Raw genomic sequence first — 17,700 nt, 5'->3', positions numbered from 1 at the left:
CTATTCGTTAATTAGTATCGTAACGGTCCCATCTTAGTTTCCAATCATTCATCACGTCATACCGCCATTTTCCGATGGTATATTGGCATTCTTCGGGTGATTTGTCTAAATCGACATAATAGTTTGGATAGCGGTCTTTATTGAAATGTCTAAATTGCCCGCCCCAGCTTTCTTGTGTTGGGTCGTTCACATTACCCAGCTGCCCGATTACGGGAGCTATGAGATACAAGATGGACGGACTATCGCCTTCTTTTAGGCTATGCTTTGGATAGTTGGCCAACGGAAATACATCACCGCACTTCTCTTTAAATAAGCCGTTATGGGTAGAGCCGTGATTGCGGATATTGGCCGCCGTAAACCTCGTATAACCCCATTCCCCGTCTTGTATACCCGATTGATAGACGCCGCGAAACGTTTCATGGGTACCCTTGGGAAGTATTCCATTCTCTATCCACCACAGTTCTGGGTATTGATTTTGCATAAATTCAAATACAAAATCTCTACTTGCAGGGTCATGTAAGGTATTCGATGAACTTATATAATACATTCTAATGTTACCGGCAATATCGGGTGCGTCAAATAGGGCTTGTGCCGTGGTGGTCATGCTGCCCCAAACCAGTATGTACAATGGGTTTTCTTTGGTGTAGTTTTTGGCAATATCAACGATCCATTGTGAGCCTTCACTGCTTTTTGCTGTTGAGGGATTGCCCGGTTTGTTCGATCCCGCTTTTACGAGCGAAAGTAGTTCGCTTTCGGTCATTAAATCGTTATAACCGTTTGTTCGAAGTTGGTCGACATCTATTCGTTTTATCCAATCTTTAATTAGGATCGTATGCGGAACAGTATCCCAAGGGTGAAGTTCAATATCGGTATTTGGGGTAGATATAATGCCTTTTATTTTAAGGACATCGCTATAGTGTACCGCCCTGAATAAGGATTGAATATCATCTGGATCACCACCAAGGTCGGTATCGATGATAACATCAAAAGTTTGCGCTGAGACTTCACGTTGCGCAAATGAGATAAACAGGATACTAAAACGTAGTAACGCCCAATTGTTTTTTATAGCCTTGGTGGTGGTCATTTGGGGTTTTTCTTACTATTTCAATATAGTTGTTTGGGGTGGGTGTGAAATTTAGAAATTAGGTAACGTTCCGTGATGGTATCGTAGCATATCGGAGTGAGCATTGCAATATACTAATTGTTGACATTTCGTTATTTTTTATTCTTCTTAATTGACTGTTTCACAAGACTTAAAATGTATTCCAAATCATCATCAGAGTTAATTTGTAGTTCGTAATCTCCATTTCCCCAATGTCCTGTTGTCGAAACATCTCTCATTAAGTTTTTTGGGTCATCAAGTTCGCCAATATTCATATTCAGCCACATTTTTAGTGCTTTTCGTTGAGGGTGAATATCAATTACATTACGCCCTGAAACAAAGGCTATATATTTCTTTTTAGGCTTAACTTCAATGTTGTCGAAATTCAGTATTGCACTTTTAAGTTTTTCATAAAGCTCCTTTATTTCCTCAGTTACATTTTCTAAATGCTCCTGCTCTGAATAAACCTTTATTTCTTTAGCGACATTGTCAATTGTATTATCTGTTTTAGAGATTGTTTTAATGCTTTCCTGAGCACCTGCTTTTTGAATTTGGTCAAAAAAAACTGTTTCGTTTTCAAACCTTTTTATTTCCCACAATTCAATTGGCAAATCTTTGAAGTTGATGGCTTCCCTCTGGTAATTAGTAAAAGCTGACGAGACAAATAGAACTCTTGATTGAGACCAATCAACGTCATTTCGTTTTAAAGTTTTATCTAAATTTTCATTGAATTCAAGAATAAAATCAGCTTTGTTGTTTAGCATTAAAGATAAGTAGGCATATCCTTGGTCGATTACGCTAAAGTTTTTGTCACGTTTGTATTCGATGATTACAAAAGCGTTTGCTTCTTTATCAAACGCCAATGTGTCAATTCTGAAATTATTGAGTGCAAATTCAGATTTTACAAAGTCAAGCCCGAAAACTGCTTTTAAGTTATGCTCTGTTAAGACTTGAATCTCTTTCTCTAATCTAAAAGGCATTTCTTTTATGTATTCAAGTTGATGTTTTATTTTAAATAATGCCATTTCTAAAATTTTTCTATTAGCTCTTCTAATTCCTTCAATTCTTCCCTATTAATTTATCTGCCATTTATTTTTTCTATTGAATGCGCACGGGTATGTATAGAATAGTTGCGTGTTTGTGTGCGAGGATTTTCCGAAGGAGAATCAGGAGCTAGCAAACGAACAACTAACTTTGGTTTAGCTAAAACTAGCAAATTTTTTATACGGCTTAAGTTTGATTCTCATTAAATTGTTGATATAACCAGAAAGAACAAAAGAGAGAATTAAGGTTAAGTTATACGTTGAAGCGTTCGACTTCGTCAACATTGATAATCCTCTCTCTTTTACTACTCGAACCACGTTCAGTTCTGTGAGACCTAGATCTCGTTTTCAAGTTGTTGTGGCACCGGTAGCCAGTTCTTTCATAAATCATTTCCTATGAATAAATATAAAGAAACTTTCGGTGTGGACATCAGTAAGGATTTCTTTGACGTACATGGCAGTTGCACTGGCCATGACCATTACAATAACGATGGACCTGGGTTCGGGAAATTCCTGAAGGCCTTACCGGGGGACTCATTGGTCGTTATGGAAGCCACGGGATATTACCATTACAGATTGGCACAGTTTCTTTACAAAAATGGAGTAGCGGTATCGGTAGTAAATCCCTTGTCGATAAAACGATTTATTCAGATGAAACTGGCTAAGGTAAAAACGGACAAGAGCGATGCAAAGGCTATTTGTGATTATGCATTGACCAATGAAGTGCCTATTTACAGTGCCTTGACGGATATTCAGAGTGAGTGCCTGCAATTGTTCAGGTTATTGGATTCTTATTTGAAACAGCGTACGGCAACCAAGAACAAGATTCATGGGGAAGCTGTTTTGGGCATACCCTCAACGTTTGTATATCGTTCCTTGATACGCAACAAGAAGCAGCTCGATAAGGAGGTGGCAGCTATCGAATCAAAGATTTTGTCGTTGGTAAAAGGGGACCGACAAGAGCAATTGACCTTGCTGACCACCATACCTGGCATAGGTCAAAAGACCGCTCTGTTCTTAATAGTGGTGACCGATGGTTTTAGCAAGTTCGAAACGGCCTCACAGCTTTGTAGCTATGTTGGTATAACCCCAACGATACGTGAGTCGGGGAGCAGCGTAAGAGGTCGTGCACGGATAAGTAAGGTCGGCAATAGAAAGCTTCGGAACCTGTTGTTCCTATGTGCCTTTAACGCTTGCAGGCACAACAGGGCATGCAGGGAGGTCTATGAGCGGATCGTGAACAAGGGGAAGAGCAAGAAATTGGCATTGATAGCGGTGGCCAACAAACTGCTTAAACAGTCCTTTGCCATTGCAAAGTCCGGAAGTCCCTATGACGAAACTTATGTTTCCGTATTGCCTAGATAAATAGAAGATGAATTGAATAAAAAAAGCTCAAAGAAACCGATTTTAGAATCTATGGGCCTAGAAGAGTATTGTCTCAGATCAAAGAAAAATTTGTTTGTTTTTTACCTCAGTTCTTTGTTAGGCATAGTTTTTTTTGATTTTTTCAATCAGTTCGTGAATTTCATCATTGATTTCAATAATTCGTTCTGGGTTTCCACCGTGAAATTCTCCACATTTTTCGCAAGGTTGAATCATTTTATCAATACTCACTTTAATTTTTGAAGTATAGATATATTCAACGTTCTCCAAAAAAAATTTCTTGTCAATTTGTGCTATTTCAACTTCATTAAGTTTTGTTAGGAAATTTTTAAAAAGACTTATAATGTTCAAAAACTCTAATAATTTGATATTATCACGACGCCAGTCATTTTTGTCGTGACTTTTCATAAGTTTATGGAACATTTTTTCCATAGCCTCAACTCCTCTATATTCAACTAAAACATATTTAGATTGGTCTCCAGAACCAATTCTCTTGTCACTAGTTATTGTAAATGAATAGAATTCCTCTTTTAAGAATTTGAAAATTTCGAAAACATATTCTCTGTTTTTTGAAATTTTTTGTTCTGCTTTTTCTTCCTGTATTTGTTGAAAAATTAATTTGTTAGCATCAAGTTGAACTAGAAAAGCATAGTACACAAGAATTGCTCCGATTAAATTAGTTATTGGCGCCGTTATTCCACCAATTGTGTCTCCAATTTGCCCAGTATTTGTAAAATCAAAGAGAAAAGAGAATTGCGTTATAATAATTGGAATTAATACAACTAGTAAAATTCCAATCAAGAACAAAATTTTACTTTGTTTGATTCGTTTGTTTTGTTTTTCTTTGAAATCACTCATTTCCTTGGTTTGGTCAAATTATGCCTAACGCACAGACATATGTACAAGTTGATATATTCAGGTATATAAGTACTCACTCGTTAACAACGTTACAAGCAATTCTAATCTCTAAAGCAGTAGAGGGAAGTATGCTTTAGTTTTCCACTTGAAAGATAAAAAATTTTGCTTTTAGTAGATTACGGGAAAGCGTAATGGTTGGCTGTCGGTAATTATTATGGCAAACTAAGCTACAGATGGGAATATTGCACAAACGGGGCAGAGGATTATTGGTTTATCACCAGACAAATCTTATCTTTTTTAGCGCTTATTTCAATCTCTGGTTTCTGCCAGGGCCTTATTTCGATACCTAATAGTTAGCTACTCTTTAGAAAATGTATATCTGCATCAATCGCAACCGCAATATTTATCACTATTCGCTTTTTCGAAACATTCTTTTCCTTCTTTGAATGCGAAGTACGAAAGCCCAAGGGTTCCGATACTGTCTATGTACGGTATACTGGTCAGTTCGTAAATTCCACTACTTACAAGTAAGATTATCGACATATAAACGCAAACCATTGTGCAGTTCGCATCTGCTAAAATGGGGTCTGAATCCAGTTTTTTTCCGACGTTTCTTTTCCAAGCCACCAAAAGCCACATTACAAGGATTGAAATTGCAGAAATTATAACTCCGTAAAAAGTGTTGATCGGTTTATGGTTCGTATAAATATGGTACAAACTGGTTACTACAAGTGAAAGTACCAATACGTAAAATGCAAAACCTGTAATGCGTAACGCAGTTCGTTCAAATTTATCTCTATTGCTGTCAGGTTGTTTCTGTATTCTTACGATCATATGGGCGATCCCGAGCCCCGAAATGACCTCTATAAAACTGTCGGAACCAAAACCGAACAATGCTAAACTCTCATCTTCAAACCCGAGGTAGGTAGCGATAAGGCCTTCGGCCACATTATAGATTATCGTAAATATCGCGAGGCCGAGAGCAACTTTATAAAGTTTATTTTTTTCGAATTTAGCTAGTGACATAGTTTTAATTTCAATTCGAGATTTTTTTTAGCTTGGGCAGAACGTCTCGCCTGTGGCCAGTAGAACCGGTAAAGGAAACTTTTCATTCCCGACCGGCCTGTGAGGCAAGGCTTTTGTTTGGTCTTATAACAAACGGTTTGAAAACCTTTTTTTAATCAATGATATTTGGATATGTTCATTCATAGAGAATCTTGAATTTTGGGTCTGCTTTCGCAAAACTTAAACCTCTTAAAAAAGGGTTAGTAAAAATATAATCAACAGAAAGACAACCAAAACTAATCTGCAATGAGAATTGTACTACCATCAGCCTTTACTTTATAGATAGCCATTTTGTATTTCTTGGCAATTGCAGCGTAGTTGACAGTATTATCGACATAGGTTATTTCTAATTTCTTAATACGGACCCTAATTTCATCTTCTTCCCATATTGAACTTATCCGAACCCTCTCAAAAGGTGTCTTCTGCGACTTTTTTAAAGACATATCACAAAGTTGTGCAGATGTGGCATCTGATGCCTCGATCTCAAGCAATTTTGGTGTTTGCGATCGATCTAATGCCCATACTAAACCAGCTCCTTCAAAACAACTTAAACCATGCTTGTCTTCAGCGCGTTCCCAAACCAACTTTCTTAGATTAGAAAATACCATACCATCTTTGATAGGACCATTCCACACTCCGGGATCCCATATGGGGCACCCATCTAAGTATAACTCTTCAATCAAAGGATGGGAAATTGTGTCGAAAAGTCCCCAGCCATACACTTTGAGCTTTCGAAGGTTTGGTAACCCTTGGAAAAATTTATGACTTTCCATTCTGCTAAGAAGTGGATTATCAGGAAAATCTTCGGTTTTTGGAGCGAAGTTCAACTTCCCAATGGTAAAAATTTCCACTTCGGTTTGATGATAATTTGAGAACCAAGCTACTAATTCTTCTATCTGTTCTTTAGGGTTTTCTAACCATATCGTGCATGATTTAGGCAGAACAGATGGAAGTTGGTTTGTAAGTGTCTTATTTTGATGTAAAGTGATTACCATAATTAAAAATGCTATTTTTAAAATAGGTTTTTCTTTTGACAGAAATGAGTGTTAAATTACTTTTTGTAGTGCCTTGATTATATATTTCGTTTTTGGTAGCTACTCTTATTGAAGTGTTCATTAAATCTTTACTATGGTACTTTAATCTAAACCGTAACCATTAAGATGCATGGGAAAAGGGTTTGCAAAATTTATTCTTGAGGAGGTATACGAGTTTGCATTATACTAAAATTTTCATTTCAAAGGTTTACTGCAAAATATGGTTTGTTACGTGTTTTTAAAGCCTAGTTTAGAAAATACAAAAAGAATAGAAAATCCGCAAGAATTTTAGCAAGTAGGGGAGTGCCAACAATGAAATATACCAAGTATTAGTTGCGGTACTTTCAAAACGTAAATTTAACGTGGTGAAAAATAGTTGGCGAACCTCCGGTAGTCCATAAAACAGGAAATCCCTTTTTCGGAATACGTATGATGGTACCCATAAGTGTACTGCCATTCAGAATAGGTCGGGTTGTTTTTAGTTTTTGCAATCCTTCAAAATCTATATCATTTGCCTCGGCTTCTAAAATTTTATTGGCCAGCTTTAATCGGCCATGGGTAAACCCAAAGTTGCTATCGTTCACCTCGGCATCTATCTCGTAAATAACAGCTGCGTTTTCTTGCAAGGTATGATTGGTATGCGCTATATATTGTCGGTTCTTATGATCAATAACTTTCATAGTATCTTTCCAAGTTTCTACTGCAATCGCAGTTTCTCGATCCGCAATTAAGTAATTCATTGAAGTTCCGAAATGCACCTCTTTGAGATATTCAAGAGCCTCGGCACTGTTTTTTGACTCCAGTATTTTTCGTACGTTAAACGAAACAGGAATACCCGTGTTCGATACAGGCAGGTCTATTATGGTATTTATTCCAACAGCGACACCGTAATTGTTTACTCCATTTTGAGCGATTTGACCAGCAAAGGTTTGTTGTAGTATGACTACATCTGAATTTGGATATTTAATTTTCAGTATCGTTACCGCGTCTTCATGATAGCTGGGCAGGTCATTATTATGTGTCAGGTAGTTCGCTTTGTTTTTTCTGCCAAAAACACCTGTTGTGGTACAATTACCTTCATTGGTCTTAAAATGATTGCCAGCTTCCAAATACGAATAGAACTCATCAAAACTTTGATAAGCAAAGAGTTGGTCAAAATTTACTTGGGCACCATCAACAATGCCTTGAAATTCATTAAACAATTCAGGTAATTGAGCTTTAACCGATTGAATATACCGTCTATTGGTGGTAAAGTCAGAAATGGCCTCTTCAGGTATTTTTACAGATGTATTTTCCTTTATCCAATTTTCAAAATTCTTTAAAGCTTTCTTGATGACAAATTTTAAGGCTGCTCCATGTTGGTAGCCTCTTTCGTACGGGGTACTGCTATCTAATTCTAAATAGTATATACCTTGTCTGTATTCAACGGCTGGTATTTTTATTTCTTTGTTTTTCAATGTTTGACCAAAAGCTGTAAAGCTGATGCTCAAGGTTAGAAAAAGAAGAGTAATGACATTTTTCATATTGTAAATGTGAATTGCGGTGGTTTTAAGGCCACTTACGCAAGGACTAGATACAGCCATGCGATTAAATTTTCGTTGGCATACGGAAAGGTACGTAAAAACTGAAATGCAAATGAACATACCAGATTGCGGAAGGTGTTGATATTCAAAGTTTTGATTGGTGGTGCGTATTTGTCACCATCCGGAAATGGCGAAGCCGTGTAGCGATTTGGATTCACCTTTAGGTGACCGAGCGTAGCGACCTGACATCTTAAAAAGCATAAAAATTTTACGAATAATTGTGTATCATCGGGTTAGTGTATGTAACGTAGTGTGGAAAACGGTCTGTAGTGTTCCATAATTGGTACCTCATTGATCAATTGTTATGATACCATTGTTGGCGATGCGTTATTTATCATTACCAAGCTATTAGTTCTGTTTCAGGGTTTGTTTCTTCACTAAAGAATTTTCCGGTAGGCCCATCTTTACCGATCGTTGCATACTTGACCACTCTTCTAGCTGCCGTCTCTACGTTTCCTCCATTTCCAAAAGTGAAATCTGTAGCAGTTAATCCTGGACAAACAGCATTTACCTTAAAATTGGTATCACGAAGTTCATAGGCCAAGTGTATGGTGTACATATTCAAGGCTGCTTTTGAAGCTGCATAAACGGCATATTTTGCATATTCATAAGCTGGCCAATTCGGGTCGCTTTGCAAAGCAAGTGAACCTACACTTGTACTTAAATTTACGATTCGAGGTTCTTTAGATTTTTTGAGTAAACCGATAAATGTTTGTGTAACTCGTGAAGCCCCTATCACATTGACATCAAATGCAGCTTGAAATTCTTCTGGTTTGGCTTCTAAAGCCGTGTAGGGTTCATTTCCTCCATTGATTCCTGCATTGTTAATCAAGATATCTAAGACATCCGTTTTGTTAGCGATTTCTTTGAAAACTGTTTTGACTGAATTGTTATCTGTTATATCTATTGAAATATACGCTACATGGGTTAGGCCTTCTGATTTGAGTTTTTCGACTGCGATAGCTCCATTTTGTGTATTTCTACTACCTAGATAAACGTAATACCCCTTCTGTAATAATAATTTAGCCGTAGCAAAGCCAATACCTTTGTTGCCTCCTGTAATTAATACGCTCTTCATTTAACTTCATTTTTAATGATGAAATAAAATTAGAGGGGTCAAAAGAGATTTTGTTTAACAAATGGTAAAAAGCAATATCAACTTATGTTTTTTCTTATTCGACTTAACGATTGTTGGGTTACACCTAGATAAGATGAGATATACGCTAAGGGAATACGATTAACCAGTAGGGGATGACTTTCTATGAAGTTTAAATAACGTGTTGTAGCATCTTGGGAGATTACGGGATTTTTTCTAGACTTTTGATACATACAATTTTGAACCATTTTATTTTTAATGGCATCCCATTCGACAATGATCTGTGAAAGTTCGTCCCACTTTTGCTTTGAAAAGACAATAAGCTTACTATCGGTACAGGCTTGCAGATAATCGGAAGAAACAGCATTGGCCTCAAAATTCACATAATCGCACATTATACTGTTTTCCTGAATAAAACAGCGCGTTATATCTTCCCCTTTATAGTTATAATAACATCCTCTGAAAACACCTTCTATCACAAATGCAACTTGATTGGGTATTTTACCTGCTTCTGAAAAATATGCCCCTTTACGAAGTGTAATTTCGTGAGCGCTACGTTTGATCAATTCAATTTGTTGTGTGTTTAACTGCCCAAACTCCAATATATAATTTATTAGCCTATCCATAGTCGTAAAAATCTTAACTTAAAATTTCTTGGAGTTTGTCAAATGGTAAAAAATTAGAAGTCAAATATCATAAAAAGATTAAACCAAAAACTGGTACTACCAACTAAGCTACTCGATAGGAATCCATTCATATCGATTTTTGCTTTCTCTAAGTTTACCCAAACCGGGAAACTTAATGTGAGCAGCTGCAATAGTTGTTTTTTTACGCGTTAAAGCTTTGTATACTTTCTGTCGTTGGCGCTTTCCTTTTTCCATATCCATATCATAAAAATCATCAAGATCTGGCAATACGAATTGTATCTCTTTGATATGTACCATATCTCCCCAAAACAGAATTTTACTAGCGCTACTTTTAAGTAAGTAAGCCGTGTGGCCGGGAGTATGACCTACTAGTGGGACCGTTTTTATACCGGGAAATATTGTTTTAGAACCTTTAAAAGTTTTTATTCTGTCTTTGTATAATTCTAGTATTACTTGTTCTTTTAGGAAAAATGCGCGTTCCATTTCTTTCAGTCCCTCAAGATTCTTAGTATCGGTATAATAGTTGTATTCAAGTTCGTTTAAATGAATTATAGCATTTGGAAACACAATTTCATTATCAATCGCTAGTCCTCCGGAATGATCCGCATGCACATGAGTTAGTAGTATATCTGTGATATCCTTGGGTTGGTACCCCGCCATTCGTAAACTTTCTACAAGTTTTCCTGCGGAGTCTATATTTAAAAAATCTCCCGCTCCGGCATCAATCAGTATTTTTTTATTCCCTAACAGAATTAAAAATGCATTGACTTGAATGTTTACCGGGTTTTCTACTTTAGACTTATAAAGCAAACTATCGATTTGGCCCGAATGTTCCTCTTTTAATAATTTAAAGGCATCTGTCGGCACAACCCCGTCAGATAATGATATAACTTCTACCGCTCCGATTTGGGTTACAAGGGGGTTTTGTTTTTCTTGTGCTAAAGATTTTGCACTTAGTATCTGAACTATACTACATAATAGTAATGTTCTATTTAAAATTGCTCTCATTTTATTTAATATTCAATTGGTTAGGGTATGAAAACCTATTGTTTATGCTGTCGACAGTAATGTGTTGTAAGCTTTGTGAATTAGTCTAAAGCATTCATAAAATCTCGAATTTTTGATATTATCTCATCTCCATTTTCTTCAAGAGCAAAATGTCCCGTATCATAAATATTATAGTCTATTTTCTTAACATCTTTCCTAAATGCCTCAGCACCGCTTTCCGGAAAGTATTCATCATTTTTACCCCAAACCACTAAAACGGGTGGTTGGTGCTCTCTTAAATACTTTTGCCATTTAGGATACAATTCTAAATTACTTTGATAGTCGTACCATAAATCTAAATTTACTTGGTGTGCGTTAGGCCGTGACATTCGTAAATAATCTAATTGCCACGTATCAGGATTGATGTTTTCAGCATTTCTAGTACCGTGGGTATATTGCCATTTTAAGCCATCTAGCGTAAATGCCGGTAGCAAAGCTTTTTCGGTTCTTTCATTGCGATCTTTCCAAAATGCTTTAATACCTGCCCAAGCTTCACCGATACCTTCTTCATAAGCGTTGCCATTTTGCGTAATAATCGCGGTTACTTTTTCGGGGATCGCAGTGGCAATTCTGAAACCGATAGGGGCCCCATAATCTTGCATCATGATAGCAAAGGAGTCCAATCCCTTTAATTTAATAAATGACTGCATGGTGTGGGCGATATGATCAAAGGTGTACTCATATTCTTCAGGAGAAGGAAAATCACTATTACCAAAACCCGGATAATCTGGAGCTATGAGGTGAAATTCATCGCCGAGTTGATTAAGCACCTTTCTGTACTGATGTGATGATGACGGGTAACCGTGTAACAATAAAATTGTTGGTTTACTTGCATGCCCGACTTCACGATAAGCAATTGATAATCCGTCGACTACTATAGTTCTGTATTTAATTAGATTCATTTTATTTTCAGTTTTATTTATCTTTTTTGTGTCGCCTATGTTGCTTGTACAGCCTATTATTAGTGCTATACCTAACATGTATATCCATTTCTTTTTTTTCATATCAATTACTTGTAGTATTATAATTTTTATTAACCGAACGTTCGGTAAAATATTAGGTTAAATTTTTTTATTCTTGGGTATACATGGCTTCGATATTAGTTAAGGAATTAATAAAAATATTGGGGTTATTAAATCCCCTAGATACGATTAGGCTACCTTGAATAGCAATAAGCACTTGAGTTGCTTTTTCTTTTGCTGCTGACTGACTTAGATCAAATGCCAATCCGATATTTGTAAATGCATCCACCCAATCTGACATAGAATCATTAATCAGTTGATGAAATACCTCTATTCCAGACTGCACTGAGAAGGCTTGTAAAAGACAAGGGGTGTTGCCATCATCGTATAATTTCTGAATGGATTGTAATCCATTTTTAAGTCGCTCTTCTGGAGAGAGTGATGGATTGGTTAACGTATTGAAAACATGTTTCTCTACCCATTCATTGATACTCAGCAATACCGCTTTTGCCATTTCTTCTTTTCCTTTCGGGAACCGATGATATAAGCTTGCTTTTTTTAATCCGGTAACTACTGCTAATTCAGCCAAGCTAGTACCTTCATATCCTTTCTCCTTAAAAAGTTTTGCAAAGCCATTAAGCATCTCTTGCTCTTCAATCTTTTGTGGTCTCATACTGCGAATGTATAAATTGCAAAATATTTTACCAAACGTTCGGTAATTATTTTTTGAAAAATGTTGCAGGAGTTGGGAGGAGGTCAAATCGGGTAGGGCTACACAACCAGTTAGCTTTAACTTTAGAAAGCCTCAAGATATATTTGTATAAAAACAGTAAGCCTCGTAAAGAGGCTTTAAATAATTTAATCTTGATACTGTTTAAGGGGTTGTGCAAGGTTTACCGCTTTTGGGTGTAGTAAACAATTTCATTTTGCCTTTGAGCATCTGTCTCAACATAACTTACAATCCTATTTCCTAAAATCTCTTCAATTTGCTGGGTTTCATTTTTATTTTTCATACTAATACAAATTCTTTCAATTTTAGATTTAACCAAGGGTTTCAACTGCTCAATAGTTAAGTTGGTCTTTAATAACACCAATTCTTTAATATGACTATTCTCTAGTGCACTTATATCCGTTAAACTCTTTAAATTGACTAAGGATAAATGCTTTAAGTTCTTGAGATTTGAAAAATCAGGGAGTTCAGTTATTTGCGCTTGGTCTTCAATTTTTAAACATTCCAATTCTGACAGTCTTGAAATAACCGATATATCGAATAAACTTCTAATTCTTAATATATCTAGCTTTTTTAAACTTCGTAGGGCATTCAAAAAATTTATATTCTCTCCCCCTCCAAAACCTAAATACAAGCTCTCTAATTCTATTAATTCGCTAACAAACTCAAGTTGATTTAATTTATACCCTGAAAATGATGCTTGCCGTAATTGTGTTAATTTTGAAAGTTCTGCAATATCATTAGAATTTTTAACAAGACTTAAAAATAGTAGTTTGTCAAGGGTGGCAATTGGTTTTAGTGATACTTTCTTACTATCAAATTCTCCAATATTTAACCAATTCAGGTTGCTCGGTAAGAATGTTAGATCGGTTGTTTTAGGTAGAAATAATGACAAACCTTTCAGATTAGATAGTTTGGTTATATGATCTAGGTTATAACTTTTCTCTTTATCCCAAACAGGACCAAATGCACCACCAAAACAAGAAATCTCTATTCCATAAATATTATGTGATTCTAAAAAGGTATCAAGATTTGAAACTTCTTTTTCACTCAGGTTGTCTTTTATCTTTACAAAAGTTTTCATATTTGTATCATTGCAATCACCACATCATTTACCCTATCTCGATAATTGAGAATGTATTGTGACTAAGGTGAAAATTTTTAAAATATTTTAACAACTCTCAATTTCCGCAGAATTAATTATCTTCTATTCGCTTGGTTAAACGTTCTATTGATTAGTACCAGCTTTGTACTGTTTTTTGAACTTTAGTAGTAGCAGTTACTTTTGGGTCAAATATTTAATCAGTTCTTTCTGATTTTCAGACATTTCGTCTAACCAATTTACGTCCATATTAATGATATCCAGCCCTTGGTGTGAAGCTTTATAATCGGAGTAATCAAATTGTAGTATACAATCTTTAATTTCAGAAAAATATTCATTCTTGAGTTCTGTAGTTGATTTATTAGAAGGAAACCAGGCTAGTAAATAATTGACCAAAAAAGAAGCCCATTCATATACTATGGATTTATCGTTTTGCCTGCCCCCCTCTTTAATAATTATTAGACCAAAATGTAATGGATCATATTCCTTCGAGAACTCTCCTTTATTTAGCGTGTAAAAATCAGAAGCAAAATCTACGAATATTTTATTGCTCGCCTTATCCCAATATGCTATTTCTTCATTGTTTTCTGACCAATCTTCCGTAGGGATTTGTCTAATCCATTCAAAATCTTTATTCACTAAATCAAAGAAAAAATCTTTATAACCATTGGTCAAAGGAAAATCGCTAATATCATATTGTTGAACATATTCGTTATTCTTTAAAATTTCGATTAACCTAAAATGTGTAAAACTACAATCAAATTGATTCTGTAAATTATAGGTATTCCAAATCAAATTTCGTTTTTCGTTTGATTTGAATTCACTTTTATCTATTAGCCTTACCGTTTTTTCCATTAAGGCTTCTATTTCCCACATTGACATACTTAATACTTTTTTTAACACAAATTACCAACCTAAAGTTAAGGGTTTTAAGTTGCTATTTTTTATTTTAATATTGAATAATGGCTTTATAATGAGTCATTTAAATGTATAACTCTTGGTTTAAGTTTTGACTACCACTTTAGTTATTGTATAGATTCATTTGGACCTAATCATTTTTCGCTTCGTTTCTCCGTCGGTATATATCTACATAACAACTTGGCTTTAGCTTAAATAATTTTTTTAGTCCCGTTTGCTAATCCCATGTTTTTCAAGTTTTTAAATTTTAGCATAAATCCATTCAATATGAATTTGTTACTTACTTGTCTATAACATTAAATCACATACCTGATTTATTTTATTGAATGTTCATCATCTTCCATTTCAGTTAATAACGTTACCTCAATCGATTTAGTGTTAGATATACGTTGTATGGTCCTTTTTTTTATACTTTAAATATGATATAAAGTAACATCAAAAGTGAATCATTTTGAAAATGGTTATGAACATGTAGGCAGTTAAACTTGTAGAGTATTGTCTAGGTCACCAAAAAACCATTGGCATGGGTTTTTGGCGGTCATAAAAAAATGAATTATCCTATGGATTAGAGTGCTTAAATAGACAGCAATAGAATAATATAGCGCAAACGAAGAAATAACGTCCTGAGCACAGAAGAATGTAAATGGCCTAATAATTCTTAGACCACGTTGACTAGGCAAGCAACAGTAGTTACGTATTAAAAACTTATCTGATATGGTTTGCTTGACTGATTTAACTTTAGACAATCTTTCTAAGATTAAATTCTAAGATATCACTTTTGCAATTTTAATTTATATATAATTCAGTCGAAATGTAAATTTCTTTTGTCGAATTTTTATCTTTCAATATAGCAGACAATTTGTAAGGATTATTAATTGCTCCTTTGGTAAATGTAAGTTTAGCGGTTACTTGATTTTTTAATTCTTTAGGACTAACTCCGACTTCGTCATAAGCGCTCAAAAGATTAGGGTCGGAAATTATTTTTTTGCCCTTATTATCAGTTAAGTTAAGTGAGAAAATTGGAAAAACCTTTTCTTTAACCAATTCCAAACCTTCAATATCATTGAGTATCAGAATAAAGAGATGTTCAGAACTTACATTACTATCTAAAACAGGTTGTTTTAGAGTTTCATTCCATAAATATATATTTGAGTAATCTATTCCTTTACTTTTTACATCCAATAAGTCGTTTTCTTTTACTACAAAAGGCAATTCATAATTAAATTTTCCATCACCTTTTTTATCTGTTATTTCAATAAAAACTTGATATTTTTCATTGCTTTGGTGCGGTAAAGCAGTTCTGAAATTTGCTTTTAATCGCAATGGCGAAGCTTCGGTTCCGTTAGTTAGACTTTTGAGCAAGTTTGGATTGTAAAGAACGGTGTCTTTCTCATTTTTTAGCACGTATAATAAAAGTTTGGGAAAAGTCTTTCCGTTTGAATTCGTTAGTCCTGTAACGTTGTTGAACACAAGACTTACATTCTGCCCATAGACAAATTTATTTTTATTGTCAGTTTCTCCATTTATTTCAATTGTAATAGCATCAACTCCAATTCCATCACCTCTGGAATATGCCCCTGTTATCAAATCTTTTTTCACCGATTGATTAAATCTACAAGAGCTTAATGTAATAATTGCTATCAATACAATAAGTGTACTAATCTTCTGCATTTGGTTGTTGGTTATTGGAGTTATATATCTTGAGAATAGTAATTTTTCGATTAAACAGGGGCTCATCAATTTTTAGATTGCTCAAGTTATGATTAGTACGATTTTTTATAAAAAAATCCTATAACAATACAAAACTAAGCAAAACCTTATTTTATAATTTTTACACCAAAGCTAAATTGATATGATTTAGTCACTTCATAAAAATACACAAACCTTTCGATTAAGCCCGAAGCCCGTATTGTTTATAGGTTTTGTGTCTGTTGCACAAGTTAGCGAAAAAGTCGTTGATGATCATTGCCGATCCGGGGATGGACCGTAACTTTAGGCATGCAGGGAAAAAAGGACTACCAGGAAAAACTGTTCGCACATTTCCAGTTGAGCGAACGTATACCGAGCAACAATTTCTACAGGCGTTTGAAAGGGGCGTTGGACCTTGACTGCTCACAGAATAGTAGTGAGACCCGTACCACAAAACAACGTGGGTGATTCGATAAGTTGAAATCACATCTTTATAGCAAGTGATCAGGTCTATTATAATTTATGATTATACAGATGCCGGTAAACCCTAATAAAACAGGTGTATCGCAAATAGGATGCGGAGCAAGTTATATAGGTGTTGAATGATTGATAATCCTATCGGAATTATCAACGGTTCATCACCCCAAAAACAACATTATGAGGTAATTAAAAAATTAAATATTAACTTTAGAGAACTGAAGTAGGGCTTTTCATAGAACACGGCGTTGTGTGCAGTTTTTTTATTTCAGTCGTTTCTTTATATCCATTCTCTGGTGTAAAATTCTAATGATTTCGACTATCTCATTTTCGACTTTTCTGTAAAAAATCAGATGCGATTTGATTTTCGTTACGCGATAATTTTTTCGTGTTTGCTCTGCGGATTTTCCAATCAGATAGTTGTCCGCAAGAAATTCAATTTCCGCTATTATTAAGTCGAAATATCTATCCGCTTGTTCTTTAGACCATTTGTTAAGCGTATAGAGCCAAATTTTGTCTAAATCCTCAATCGCTTGTTGACTTATGCGATATTTGTTTTTACTCATAAGTGTTTACGATGTAACTCTTTCAGGTGTTGTTTTGGATCAAAGTTTTCAACAAATCCACTATTTTCTCCAATTTCGAGAGCTTTTATAAGTTCTATTTCTTTCTTTTCTTCACGTTCTAATAAACGTAATGCAGAACGAATTACTTCGCTGACCGAACCATATCTACCAGAATTCACCTCTTCTCTGATGAAATTCTCAAAATGATTTCCGAGTGATATTGATGTGTTTTTTCCCATTTTGACTAAAATTTACTCGAATATACCAAATTTTGGTAACCTAGCCAAATTGCACACAACGTCTCGGCTCGTATGTTTGTTTCTTAAGTTGAAGATAAGATATTTAGAATAATAAAAGAGTTGATATAGAAGAGTGATTTCGAGGTTCGGCTGGATACT

The 17,700-nt window shown here is 35.1% G+C and carries 18 protein-coding genes; 2 read left to right on the top strand and 16 right to left on the bottom strand.

The features are described from left to right. Positions 1-7 precede the first annotated feature (7 nt). Both IV512_RS09960 and IV512_RS09955 read right to left on the bottom strand, forming a co-directional pair. Entirely contained in the window at positions 8-1,084 is a 1,077-nt protein-coding gene (locus IV512_RS09960; RefSeq protein ID WP_209402944.1) for a nucleoside hydrolase-like domain-containing protein, read from the bottom strand. 131 nt (positions 1,085-1,215) lie between these two features. Continuing rightward, complete coding sequence (locus IV512_RS09955; RefSeq protein ID WP_209402942.1) at positions 1,216-2,127, bottom strand: DUF5655 domain-containing protein; 912 nt, start codon at positions 2,125-2,127, stop codon at positions 1,216-1,218. A gap of 414 nt (positions 2,128-2,541) precedes the next feature. Here IV512_RS09955 and IV512_RS09950 point away from each other — a divergent pair, with 414 nt between their 5' ends. Further along, the gene (locus tag IV512_RS09950) at positions 2,542-3,510 is read left to right on the top strand and encodes a transposase (RefSeq protein WP_209402940.1); all 969 of its coding nucleotides are present in this window, start codon (positions 2,542-2,544) and stop codon (positions 3,508-3,510) included. 117 nt (positions 3,511-3,627) lie between these two features. On the opposite strand, the gene IV512_RS09945 is transcribed toward IV512_RS09950, so the two are convergent. The 12 genes from IV512_RS09945 to IV512_RS09890 all read right to left on the bottom strand — a co-directional run bounded on the left by IV512_RS09945 (position 3,628) and on the right by IV512_RS09890 (position 16,241). After that, positions 3,628-4,386: a hypothetical protein gene (locus IV512_RS09945; RefSeq protein ID WP_209402938.1), complete on the bottom strand. Its 759-nt coding sequence runs from the start codon at positions 4,384-4,386 to the stop codon at positions 3,628-3,630. A 384-nt stretch (positions 4,387-4,770) separates the two neighbouring features. After that, entirely contained in the window at positions 4,771-5,412 is a 642-nt protein-coding gene (locus tag IV512_RS09940) for a cation transporter (protein ID WP_209402936.1), read from the bottom strand. Between the two features lie 275 nt (positions 5,413-5,687). After that, positions 5,688-6,446, bottom strand: coding sequence for a hypothetical protein (locus tag IV512_RS09935; protein WP_209402934.1), 759 nt, complete (start codon positions 6,444-6,446; stop codon positions 5,688-5,690). Positions 6,447-6,829: 383 nt separating this feature from the next. Beyond that, entirely contained in the window at positions 6,830-8,068 is a 1,239-nt protein-coding gene (locus tag IV512_RS09930) for a C45 family peptidase (protein ID WP_209402932.1), read from the bottom strand. Positions 8,069-8,405: 337 nt separating this feature from the next. Further along, entirely contained in the window at positions 8,406-9,146 is a 741-nt protein-coding gene (locus IV512_RS09925; protein WP_209402931.1) for an SDR family NAD(P)-dependent oxidoreductase, read from the bottom strand. Between the two features lie 77 nt (positions 9,147-9,223). Beyond that, positions 9,224-9,790, bottom strand: a complete 567-nt coding sequence (locus tag IV512_RS09920; protein WP_209402929.1) for a Crp/Fnr family transcriptional regulator — start codon at positions 9,788-9,790, stop codon at positions 9,224-9,226. Positions 9,791-9,898: 108 nt separating this feature from the next. Beyond that, positions 9,899-10,819 (bottom strand): MBL fold metallo-hydrolase, encoded by a 921-nt coding sequence (locus tag IV512_RS09915; protein ID WP_209402927.1) that lies wholly within the window; start codon positions 10,817-10,819, stop codon positions 9,899-9,901. An 80-nt stretch (positions 10,820-10,899) separates the two neighbouring features. Beyond that, on the bottom strand, positions 10,900-11,760 hold the full coding sequence (locus tag IV512_RS09910) for an alpha/beta fold hydrolase (protein ID WP_209402925.1): 861 nt from the start codon (positions 11,758-11,760) through the stop codon (positions 10,900-10,902). A 169-nt stretch (positions 11,761-11,929) separates the two neighbouring features. Then, complete coding sequence (locus tag IV512_RS09905) at positions 11,930-12,493, bottom strand: TetR/AcrR family transcriptional regulator (protein WP_209402923.1); 564 nt, start codon at positions 12,491-12,493, stop codon at positions 11,930-11,932. 220 nt (positions 12,494-12,713) lie between these two features. Next, entirely contained in the window at positions 12,714-13,634 is a 921-nt protein-coding gene (locus tag IV512_RS09900; protein ID WP_209402921.1) for a hypothetical protein, read from the bottom strand. Positions 13,635-13,829: 195 nt separating this feature from the next. After that, positions 13,830-14,534, bottom strand: a complete 705-nt coding sequence (locus tag IV512_RS09895; RefSeq protein WP_209402919.1) for a hypothetical protein — start codon at positions 14,532-14,534, stop codon at positions 13,830-13,832. 822 nt (positions 14,535-15,356) lie between these two features. Then, positions 15,357-16,241 carry a hypothetical protein gene (locus IV512_RS09890; RefSeq protein WP_209402917.1) on the bottom strand — a complete coding sequence of 295 codons (885 nt, stop codon included), beginning with the start codon at positions 16,239-16,241 and terminating at the stop codon, positions 15,357-15,359. Between the two features lie 327 nt (positions 16,242-16,568). On the opposite strand from IV512_RS09890, the gene IV512_RS09885 reads away from it, so the two are divergent. Then, entirely contained in the window at positions 16,569-16,727 is a 159-nt protein-coding gene (locus tag IV512_RS09885) for a hypothetical protein (RefSeq protein WP_209402915.1), read from the top strand. Positions 16,728-16,999: 272 nt separating this feature from the next. Here IV512_RS09885 and IV512_RS09880 read toward each other — a convergent pair whose 3' ends face one another. Beyond that, entirely contained in the window at positions 17,000-17,302 is a 303-nt protein-coding gene (locus tag IV512_RS09880) for a type II toxin-antitoxin system RelE/ParE family toxin (RefSeq protein WP_209402913.1), read from the bottom strand. Further along, complete coding sequence (locus IV512_RS09875; protein WP_209402911.1) at positions 17,299-17,541, bottom strand: type II toxin-antitoxin system ParD family antitoxin; 243 nt, start codon at positions 17,539-17,541, stop codon at positions 17,299-17,301. The genes IV512_RS09880 and IV512_RS09875 overlap by 4 nt, the downstream gene beginning before the upstream one ends. Between the last annotated feature and the right edge of the window lie 159 nt (positions 17,542-17,700).

Origin of the sequence: Pseudozobellia sp. WGM2, assembly GCF_017810075.1 — a bacterium.
GTDB lineage: Bacteria > Bacteroidota > Bacteroidia > Flavobacteriales > Flavobacteriaceae > JADNYK01.
Note: the sequence above shows the minus strand (reverse complement) of the source record. Positions and strands in the feature narration are given on the sequence as shown.

What these genes read in the sequence shown, in the direction of transcription:
- IV512_RS09960 (WP_209402944.1), bottom strand. Translation starts at nt 1,084, where the DNA reads ATGACCACCACCAAGGCTATAAAAAACAATTGGGCGTTACTACGTTTT.
- IV512_RS09955 (WP_209402942.1), bottom strand. Translation starts at nt 2,127, where the DNA reads ATGGCATTATTTAAAATAAAACATCAACTTGAATACATAAAAGAAATG.
- IV512_RS09950 (WP_209402940.1), top strand. Translation starts at nt 2,542, where the DNA reads ATGAATAAATATAAAGAAACTTTCGGTGTGGACATCAGTAAGGATTTC.
- IV512_RS09945 (WP_209402938.1), bottom strand. Translation starts at nt 4,386, where the DNA reads ATGAGTGATTTCAAAGAAAAACAAAACAAACGAATCAAACAAAGTAAA.
- IV512_RS09940 (WP_209402936.1), bottom strand. Translation starts at nt 5,412, where the DNA reads ATGTCACTAGCTAAATTCGAAAAAAATAAACTTTATAAAGTTGCTCTC.
- IV512_RS09935 (WP_209402934.1), bottom strand. Translation starts at nt 6,446, where the DNA reads ATGGTAATCACTTTACATCAAAATAAGACACTTACAAACCAACTTCCA.
- IV512_RS09930 (WP_209402932.1), bottom strand. Translation starts at nt 8,068, where the DNA reads ATGGCTGTATCTAGTCCTTGCGTAAGTGGCCTTAAAACCACCGCAATT.
- IV512_RS09925 (WP_209402931.1), bottom strand. Translation starts at nt 9,146, where the DNA reads ATGAAGAGCGTATTAATTACAGGAGGCAACAAAGGTATTGGCTTTGCT.
- IV512_RS09920 (WP_209402929.1), bottom strand. Translation starts at nt 9,790, where the DNA reads ATGGATAGGCTAATAAATTATATATTGGAGTTTGGGCAGTTAAACACA.
- IV512_RS09915 (WP_209402927.1), bottom strand. Translation starts at nt 10,819, where the DNA reads ATGAGAGCAATTTTAAATAGAACATTACTATTATGTAGTATAGTTCAG.
- IV512_RS09910 (WP_209402925.1), bottom strand. Translation starts at nt 11,760, where the DNA reads ATGAATCTAATTAAATACAGAACTATAGTAGTCGACGGATTATCAATT.
- IV512_RS09905 (WP_209402923.1), bottom strand. Translation starts at nt 12,493, where the DNA reads ATGAGACCACAAAAGATTGAAGAGCAAGAGATGCTTAATGGCTTTGCA.
- IV512_RS09900 (WP_209402921.1), bottom strand. Translation starts at nt 13,634, where the DNA reads ATGAAAACTTTTGTAAAGATAAAAGACAACCTGAGTGAAAAAGAAGTT.
- IV512_RS09895 (WP_209402919.1), bottom strand. Translation starts at nt 14,534, where the DNA reads ATGTCAATGTGGGAAATAGAAGCCTTAATGGAAAAAACGGTAAGGCTA.
- IV512_RS09890 (WP_209402917.1), bottom strand. Translation starts at nt 16,241, where the DNA reads ATGCAGAAGATTAGTACACTTATTGTATTGATAGCAATTATTACATTA.
- IV512_RS09885 (WP_209402915.1), top strand. Translation starts at nt 16,569, where the DNA reads ATGCAGGGAAAAAAGGACTACCAGGAAAAACTGTTCGCACATTTCCAG.
- IV512_RS09880 (WP_209402913.1), bottom strand. Translation starts at nt 17,302, where the DNA reads ATGAGTAAAAACAAATATCGCATAAGTCAACAAGCGATTGAGGATTTA.
- IV512_RS09875 (WP_209402911.1), bottom strand. Translation starts at nt 17,541, where the DNA reads ATGGGAAAAAACACATCAATATCACTCGGAAATCATTTTGAGAATTTC.